Genomic DNA, 2,608 nt, shown 5'->3' on the forward strand with positions numbered 1-2,608 from the left:
GCCATAGCCACTCGAACGTCACTATGTTTGGCGATATTGCGATAAAGATGATCAAAATGATGGGGCATAGTGGCTCAGTACCAGGGTCAATTTCCGCTCAAGACATCCCTGATGCTCTATCTAGATTGACCTCCGCTCTCGCAGCACAAGAAGCGATAGAGCAGAACAACAGTCAAGCAATGGAAGAAGATGAGGAGCAAGAGGAACAAACGGTCAGTTTAGGACGCAGAGCATTTCCACTTATTGAGCTTTTAAAATCGGCTATTAAAGAAGAGTGCGAAGTGATGTGGGACAGCCAATAAATGCTCCAAATCAAGCTGTGGAGAGGAAAGCAACATCCAATCTATACTTTCCTCCCCTGCTAAAAGGAACTTACCCAATTCACTTCTCTATTTGAATGACTCTTAACGAGTGCTTACTCAAAACTAACCTATTGAATATAAATCAGTGATAAACATCTGATTTCATAATGAAAATCTCCCATTGACTGAAACACTCACTTATCATTGTGGCCTCAACTGCAAACCATTAATGGAATGATTGTTATGTCAGAACTGACTCGGATGCGCTCTGGAGAAACCTATAATTGCCTGGATGAAGAACTAAAGCTAATGCGCGCCAAAACTGCGCAGCTTGTCTTCCAATTTAACCACGAGCCAAACCCAGATATCCGTAGACAACTATTGGCGGAAATGGGCGTCCAATTAAAAAACAGCGCCTGTATAGAGCCACCGCTTCAACTTACCTACGGTTGCCACTTGTCCATCGGGGAAAACACCTACATCAACTGGGATGCCATTATTCTGGACAATGGGCAGGTTGAGATTGGCGCGAACGTCATGATTGGGCCTAGAGTGCAAATTTACACAGCCGCTCATTCACTGGATACACAAAGACGCTTAGCCGGAGATGAGATCGCCAAGCCGGTAAAAATCGGCAATAACGTTTGGATTGGTGGGGGCGCAATCATACTGCCAGGCGTGACCATTGGCGATGAGGCCGTCGTCGGCGCTGGCTCTGTCGTAACCAAAGATGTTGCGCCAGGCGATCGAGTTGCTGGAAATCCGGCGCGCTCCATTAAACCAAAAAACTGAAGAAAGTCGCTATTTTGCCAAATGATCGCGAATAATGTTGGCAAGCAGATTGAGAGCATGGACGTATTTGTCATTAAGCTCAAAAGAAGCGTTAAGACGAATACAGTGATCGTATTGTTCTGTCAGGCTGAACATCTTTCCCGGTGCGATGCTGATATTATCTTTTAGCGCTTCTCGATATATTTGCAAGGCGTCAATATGCTTGGGAAGCTCTAACCAAATAAAGTACCCGCCGCTTTGGCTTAACACTTTGACTTCTTCAGGTAACAGCTCATTAAGCAGATTCGTCATCTTACTTTTACGTTCAAACAGCTTTTTCCGTAACTGCTTCAAATGCGATTCATAATTGCGGCTTGTTAAATAGTGCACCAATGTCATTTGCACTGGTGCACTCGTCGCTAATGTACTCATTAACTGTAACTTTTGTACCTCTAGCGCCCGCTTTCCCGCCGCAACCCAACCAATACGTAGTCCTGCGATTAATGATTTTGAAAACGAGGAGCACAACATGGTATTGCCCGTGTCATCAAACATTCTTAGTGGGTAAACCGAGTCATTCCCGGCATGCAGTTCGCTGTACACATCATCTTCAATCACTGGCACGTTATATCGCTGTGTCAGTTCAATCAGCTTTTGTTTTTTCTCGTCGGAGAGCGTAAAACCAAGAGGATTTTGGAAGTTCGACATCAGCCAACATGCTTTCACATCGTGTGTTTGCAGCGCTCGTTCCAATGAATCTAGGTCAATACCCGTGACTGGGTCTGTTCTTACTGAGAGCGCTTTCAAACCTAACCGCTCTAAGGATTGCAATGCGCCATAGAATGCAGGCGACTCCACAACCACCCAATCTCCCGGTCTTGTGCAGGCTTGCAAACTGAGCGTTAACGCCTCCAGCGCGCCTGCCGTAATGACAATTTCGTCGGGTGAAATTTCAATGCCTTTCGCAGCATAACGCTTCGCGATGATGGTGCGTAATTGTTCGTTTCCCGGCGGTAAGTTATCAAAGGTGGTGGAAATCGGCATATTGCGAGCGGCTGCGCTCATCGCCCGATTCACGTGATATCGTGGGTACAAACTTGGGTCTGGATAGGCAAAGCCAAAATTGATCATGGATGGATTTTTACTCGCCTGCAGAACATCAAAGATAAACTCATTGATGTCTACCTGCTCTGTCCACGAGACCGCTGCTGGCGCTTGGGGTTCATTTGAACTCTTAATATAGGGAGCAACTCGATAACCAGATCGCGGCTGTGACGTTACCCAGCCTTGAGATTCCAGAATTTGATAAGCGTGCAATACCGTCATCAAGCTCAAACCCGAGTGTTCAGATTGGCGACGCAGAGAAGGCAGTTTGTCACCCGGGTGCCATATACCCGATTTTATCTGCCTTTTAAGCTGTTCCACTAACTCTTGATACTTCGCCAAACGCAAATCCCCTTCCATAAAGCCGAATGCAAAATAATAACACTTCAATATTTAATCTGTTATAGGTTTATAGTCACTGTCTGTACCTA

3 protein-coding genes are annotated in these 2,608 nt (G+C 45.7%); 2 read left to right on the forward strand and 1 reads right to left on the reverse strand.

What is annotated here, in order from left to right; genetic code table 11:
- Both CAG69_RS18070 and CAG69_RS18075 read left to right on the forward strand, forming a co-directional pair.
- Window positions 1–302, forward strand: a 302-nt coding sequence (locus CAG69_RS18070) for a DUF1840 domain-containing protein (RefSeq protein ID WP_161445490.1), incomplete at its 5' end; no start/stop codon positions are given.
- Between the two features lie 243 nt (window positions 303–545).
- The gene (locus tag CAG69_RS18075) at window positions 546–1,094 is read left to right on the forward strand and encodes a sugar O-acetyltransferase (protein WP_161445491.1); all 549 of its coding nucleotides are present in this window, start codon (window positions 546–548) and stop codon (window positions 1,092–1,094) included.
- A gap of 9 nt (window positions 1,095–1,103) precedes the next feature.
- On the opposite strand, the gene CAG69_RS18080 is transcribed toward CAG69_RS18075, so the two are convergent.
- On the reverse strand, window positions 1,104–2,519 hold the full coding sequence (locus tag CAG69_RS18080) for an aminotransferase-like domain-containing protein (protein ID WP_237668095.1): 1,416 nt from the start codon (window positions 2,517–2,519) through the stop codon (window positions 1,104–1,106).
- Window positions 2,520–2,608 lie beyond the last annotated feature (89 nt).

Origin of the sequence: Vibrio sp. V43_P6S15P86 (assembly GCF_009904725.1) — a bacterium.
Classification (GTDB): domain Bacteria; phylum Pseudomonadota; class Gammaproteobacteria; order Enterobacterales; family Vibrionaceae; genus Vibrio; species Vibrio diabolicus.

Coding starts and splice junctions, on each gene's coding strand:
- CAG69_RS18075 (WP_161445491.1), top strand. CDS start 546: ATGTCAGAACTGACTCGGATGCGCTCTGGAGAAACCTATAATTGCCTG.